The organism is Streptomyces sp. SID5910 (assembly GCF_009862125.1).
Taxonomy (GTDB): Bacteria; Actinomycetota; Actinomycetes; order Streptomycetales; family Streptomycetaceae; genus Streptomyces.
This window is the reverse complement of record NZ_WWHX01000807.1, coordinates 1-4,839: the sequence shown is the minus strand read 5'-3', so window position 1 is coordinate 4,839 and position 4,839 is coordinate 1. Positions and strand designations below refer to the sequence as shown.

The 4,839-nt window shown below is 70.4% G+C and carries 5 protein-coding genes; 4 read left to right on the top strand and 1 reads right to left on the bottom strand.

The features are described 5' to 3' along the window. Together GTW67_RS28550 and GTW67_RS28545 are read left to right on the top strand one after the other, a co-directional pair. Positions 1–487: thiamine pyrophosphate-dependent enzyme (locus tag GTW67_RS28550; RefSeq protein WP_237519074.1), on the top strand; the 487-nt coding region annotated here is incomplete at its 5' end. A gap of 20 nt (positions 488–507) precedes the next feature. Next, positions 508–1,902, top strand: coding sequence for an Ldh family oxidoreductase (locus GTW67_RS28545; protein WP_161167643.1), 1,395 nt, complete (start codon positions 508–510; stop codon positions 1,900–1,902). Positions 1,903–2,619: 717 nt separating this feature from the next. Here the strand turns inward: GTW67_RS28545 and GTW67_RS28540 are convergent. Further along, positions 2,620–2,991 (bottom strand): hypothetical protein, encoded by a 372-nt coding sequence (locus tag GTW67_RS28540; RefSeq protein ID WP_161167642.1) that lies wholly within the window; start codon positions 2,989–2,991, stop codon positions 2,620–2,622. Between GTW67_RS28540 and GTW67_RS28535 the strand changes: the two genes are divergently transcribed. Together GTW67_RS28535 and GTW67_RS28530 are read left to right on the top strand one after the other, a co-directional pair. Then, on the top strand, positions 2,980–3,600 hold the full coding sequence (locus GTW67_RS28535; protein WP_161167641.1) for a TetR/AcrR family transcriptional regulator: 621 nt from the start codon (positions 2,980–2,982) through the stop codon (positions 3,598–3,600). The two genes, GTW67_RS28540 and GTW67_RS28535, sit on opposite strands and share 12 nt — an antisense overlap. 466 nt (positions 3,601–4,066) lie before the next feature. Continuing rightward, on the top strand, positions 4,067–4,839 hold a 773-nt coding region (locus GTW67_RS28530), incomplete at its 3' end, for a YihY/virulence factor BrkB family protein (RefSeq protein ID WP_161167640.1).

Sequence of the window (4,839 nt, the reverse complement as noted above, 5' to 3'; positions counted from 1 at the left end):
CATCACCCACAGCCGCGTCGTCAAGCGGCACCTGCAGACCGCCGACCCCGACTCGTACTTCTACGTGCAGGGCGGACTCGGCCAGGGCATCGCCGTCGCCCTCGGCGTCAAACTGGCCGCCAAGGAACGCCCAGTGGTGCTCACCATCGGCGACGGCGCCTTCACCTACAACCCGGTGATCCCGTCGTACGACGCGGCGAAGGCTTACGACTTGCCGGTGCTGATCGTGGTCTTCAACAACCGTGTCTACAAGTCGATGAACCTCAACCACCGCCGCTTCTACCCCGACGGCGCGGCGGCCGAGACCGGCATGTGGCTCGGCACCGATCTGCACCGGCTGCCCCGGCTCGCCGGCTTCGCCGAACCCTTCGGCATGCACACCGAGACCGTCGATACCACTGAGGCCCTCGCTCCCGCTCTCGAACGCGCCCTCAAGGCTGTGGCGGACGGCACCACCGCCGTCGTCGACGTCCTCGTCACCCGCTGATTCAGGAGGCCCCCGCCACCATGACCGACTCACCGAGCCCCAAGCCAGGCAAGGTCCTGGTTCCCGCGGAGAACCTGCGGGTCTTCGCCGCCTCCCTCCTCCAGAAGGGCGGCCTGAGCCCCGACCACGCCGACACCACCGCCGAGGTGTTCGTCTGGGCCGCACAGCGCGGCGTCGACTCGCACGGTATCGCCCGGGTTCCCGCCTACCTGGAACTGCTTGCCAAGGGCATTGCCAACGCCGCCCCCGAGATACGGCTGGAGTCCTCCACGCCGGCCGCCGTCGTTCTCGACGCCGACCGCGCGCCCGGCCCGGTCGCACTCACCGCGGCCGCCGAGGAGGCCGTGACCCGGGCCAGAACCACCGGTATCGCCGCCGTCGGTGTGCGTCGCACCGTGCACACCGGAGCCATCGGCCGCTATGTGTCGAAGATCGCCGAACAGGGCCTGGTCGGCCTGGCGTTCGTCGCCGGCATGCCCAACATGGGCTACACCGGGGCCAAGGGCGCCGCAGTGGCCACCAGTCCGCTGGCGATCGCGGTGCCCGCCGACGGCCGCGCCCCGCTGCTCCTTGACATGGCCACCGCCACCATCGCCCTCGGGAAGATCCGCCAGGCCAAGGCGTCCGACACCCCGCTGCCCGAGGGCGCCGCCGCCACCGAGGACGGCACCCCGACCACGGACCCCAAGAAGGCCGTGATGCCGCTGCCGCTCGGCGGGGCCAAGGGGTCCGGGATGTCACTCGCCTTCGAGCTGCTGACCAGTGTGCTGGTCGGCGCCCCCATCTTCGCCGACTTCCACTCCGGCGACTCCAAGGGCCGCAAGCACCGCCAGAACGCCCTGCTGATCGCCGTCGACCCGGCCGCCTTCGGCGGCGCCGAGCCGTTCGCCGAGTCGGTCGAGGCCACTCTGGCCACCCTCAAGACCCTGACTCCGGCGGACGGCGCCGAAGGCGTGTACTACCCCGGCGAACGCAGCGCAGCCGTCGCCGCCGAGCGGGCCGCGGACGGCATCCCGGTCGCGCTGAAGGTGTGGAAGCAGCTGACCGAGGCCGCCGACGAGCTCGGAGTCGCCCTGCCCGCTCTCGCCGGCGAGCGGGCCCGCTCCACTGCCCGGGTGGTCACCGAGCGGCCGCACCGCTACGCCAAGCAGCTCGTGAGCCACCTCGGTCGCCGCGCCGAGACCTCATGGGACGAGGAAAGAGGCGAAGGGCGGCTGCAGTTCCAGGACGGCGTGGGCACGCTCACCGTCGGGGACGGCGCGCTGCTGCTCACGGTCGAGACGGAGGGCGGCTCTCCGGAGCGGCTGGAGGCGGTCGTGGGACGCCATCTCGTCCGCTTCGGCACCAAGGACGAACTGGTGGTGGAGTGGCTGCGCGACGGCGGCGAGGCCGGCGGAACCTACCGCGCGGAGTGACGCCCTTGGCGGGCAGGACGGTCCGGATCTGCCGGCGCGAGGATGCGGTCGCCGCGCTGCACTTCGCCCTGACAGTCAGCGGTTCCAGCCCGCCGGCCGTCACCTGCTGGGCCACGGTCGACGGCGCACTTGCAGACGAGTGCTGCTGTACGTCCTGCGCGCGGACGCGGTGAACGCCCTGCGGCAGGACATGCAGCCCGCCATGTACGCCCTCCCGCTCAACGGCTTCCGCACGCAGCCCGGCCGTCCTCGTGCGGCCTTGAGCCGTCTCATCGAGCACGCCCAGGCGGACTGGCTGGGCGTGGTCCTGCGCACCCCGCCGACGACGTCTCGGCGTGGGTGCCGGATGAGCCGGCCACCGAGGACTGAATCCGCGCAGGTCGGCTGTGGGCGGCCATCTGGGGCGAACCCCCCAGCGAGGCGGTCCTGGACCAGCTGCCCATCCCGGCCGGCACCCCCTCCACCACCCGCGGCAGATCTCTGCTGCACGCCGAGGCCAATGCCGTCCTGGACGCGATATCCCTGGCCCACCCCCCTGCCACCGGTGACAGGGGAACCGGCCTGCACGCCGCCTGGAAGCTCCTGCACGACCTCGACCGGTGGACGCTGGACCCGAAACACGGGCCCGGCACCGACCTGCGCACTCCGTCAACCGGCTGCTGGAGCGCATCGCCGCCCTGCACCCTGACACCGCCGCACCCCTGGCCGCCACCCGTATCAGCGAAACCTCACCGCTGTCACCCACCACCACGACCAGCACGTGACCACCCACGCCGCTCGCGGACACTGCACCAACTCGCCGCCACCCTGGTCACCCTCGACAAGGCGCAGCGCACCCTCCACGAAGGCATCCGGGACATCGCCGCTGCACGCCGAGCCCAGCACGACCGGGCGAAAGGGCCCTGGAACGGCTACGACGAGCAGCCGGCCACTGCCGGCCTCACCCCCGTCCTCACCGCCGGCGAAGCCCGCATCGCCCACCTGCGCCAGCGCCGTCTCGACGCCACCGACAAAGCCCTGACCGACCGGATCCCACAGATCACCGACACCCCACGAGACGGCCACCGGCACCACGCCATGCGCAATCACCTGGCTTCCCTGGAGCTGCTGCGCCAGGACCTCACCACACTGGCCTCGCTCATCGGCACGCGACGCCGCACCTGCACCGAATTCCGCACCTGCCTGGACACGGGCCCCACTACGGCCAGGCACACGTCACCGCCCACGACCTGGCCGTCGCCGAGCAAGACCTGGAAGGCCTCGAGCGGCGCTACGCCGACACCCAGACGCCGCTCGGTGGTGGACGCCGCACGCGAGATCGTCGCCCCCCGGGGAGTTGACGCCCTCACCCTGGAAGCCGTCGCCGAACGCGTGGAGGTCGCGGTCGCGACGATCTACAACCGGGTCGGAAGCCGGCCTGCCCTCCTGGTCGCCGTGGCCGAGCAGGCGATGGAGGAGAGCCGGGCCTGTATGGACGCCGCCTACGAGGCGGAAGGAAGCCCCGAGGAACGGCTCCGCCAGGTCGCCGCCGCCTATGTGCGCTTCGCGCGGGAACGGCCGCACGACTTCCGGATACTGGTGGAACTCGCCGACGAGCCCGAGGCGGTAGCACACGTGCCTCTCATGCTCGGCCTGGATGCTGGGGAGGCTGATCGGCTGGTGGCGCTTCCGCTCCCGCCGCTCCCGACTCCTGAGTAAGTTGATCCGACTACGCCGGGACAGCTCGGCGTTGATCGCCCGACGTAATCAGGACTTCGCGAACGGCCGACGTGCCGTAGCGGCAGGCCTGCATCGGAGAGGCCTCTCGGGACGGCGAGCGCGACGGTCAAAGCTGACAGAAGGCGCCAGGCGGGACGCCCTGTGAGAGCAACTTGCTCAACATCGAGTTCAGTCTCTTCGAGTTGCCGGGTCGGGACCAGGTGCTCGACACCGGCCGCGCCAGCCCCACACGCATTGTGGTTGGCCGAGCAGCGGGATCTGCCGGTGTGACCGTACCGGGCCACGGCCGTCGTCTCGAACGGCAGAAGCGGCACGGGCGCTTGGGGTGTGTGCCAGCGTCATGCGACTCTCGGTCGACGCGGATGCCCTGGACGACGAGCCGGCGCCTCCGCAGCCGATCTGCGCTGTGGGCATGCTCACTTGAGACGTGGTTACTCCGGGTCTCATGGAAGAGACTTCAAGAGAACACAAGGGCAGGCCGCATGGGACGGCAGAGGATGAGGCGGCGCCGTCGGAACTGGGGGTCGGCCCTGACGCGGAGGTGGAACGGCGGGCACCCGATGAGCCCACGCAGTTCGGGAAGCGTTCGTGGTGGGCGGTGCTCAAGGGAACGGTGAAAGAGTTCCAGGACGACGAACTCACCGACCGGGCGGCGGCTCTGACGTATTACGGGGTACTGTCGCTGTTTCCCGCGCTTCTCGTGTTGGTGTCGTTGCTGGGCCTTGCGGGGAAGTCGGCGACCGACCAGGTCCTGGAGAACCTGCGGAAGCTCGCGCCGGGCTCGGCCAGGGACATCATCAGTGATGCGGTGACACAGTTGCAGGGCCGCGGCGGGGCCGGGTCGTTGATGGCTGTCGTCGGTCTGGTGCTGGCAGTGTGGTCGGCTTCCGGATATGTCGCGGCGTTCATCCGTACCGCCAACGCGGTCTACGACATGCCGGAGGGGCGTCCGGTGTGGAAGCTCCTTCCCGTTCGTGTGGGGGTGACGGTCGTCCTGCTGGTCTTGGCCGTGGTCAGCGCGCTGATCGTGGTCTTCACCGGCGGCATCGCCCAGCAGGCGGGATCCGCCCTGGGGATCGGGGACACCGTGCTGACGGTCTGGTCGATCGCGAAGTGGCCCGTGCTGGTGATCCTGGTCATCCTCATGATCGCGCTCCTGTTCTGGGCGGCCCCGAACGTGAAGGGCCGGGGCTTCAGGTGGGTCAGCCCGGGCAGTGT